Source organism: Pauljensenia sp. UMB6358, assembly GCF_030216865.1.
GTDB classification, from domain to species: domain Bacteria; phylum Actinomycetota; class Actinomycetes; order Actinomycetales; family Actinomycetaceae; genus Pauljensenia; species Pauljensenia turicensis_A.
On sequence record NZ_JASOMS010000273.1, the window covers coordinates 1 to 238 of the forward strand.

At 57.6% G+C, this 238-nt stretch carries 1 protein-coding gene; it reads right to left on the bottom strand.

Features of this window, described 5'->3' with window-relative positions:
* On the bottom strand, positions 1-238 hold a 238-nt coding region (locus QP381_RS09445; protein ID WP_442953423.1), incomplete at both ends, for a ParB/RepB/Spo0J family partition protein.

Genomic DNA, 238 nt, shown 5'->3' on the forward strand with positions numbered 1-238 from the left:
GGCTTAGGCTTGTTGAGCCGAGCGATTTCTTCCGTCGTCCTCACCGAGAGCCCTTCTGCTACGATTCGGTCAGCCAACAGCTCCATTTCATCTGGTGTTGACAAAGAGAGCAGGGCTCGTGCGTGGCCAGCAGAGATCACGCCCGAAGCAACTTTTCGCTGCACGGCGGGTGGGAGTTTGAGCAATCGCAAGGTGTTGGCAATCTGCGGACGCGATCGTGCAATGCGCCTTGACAGCT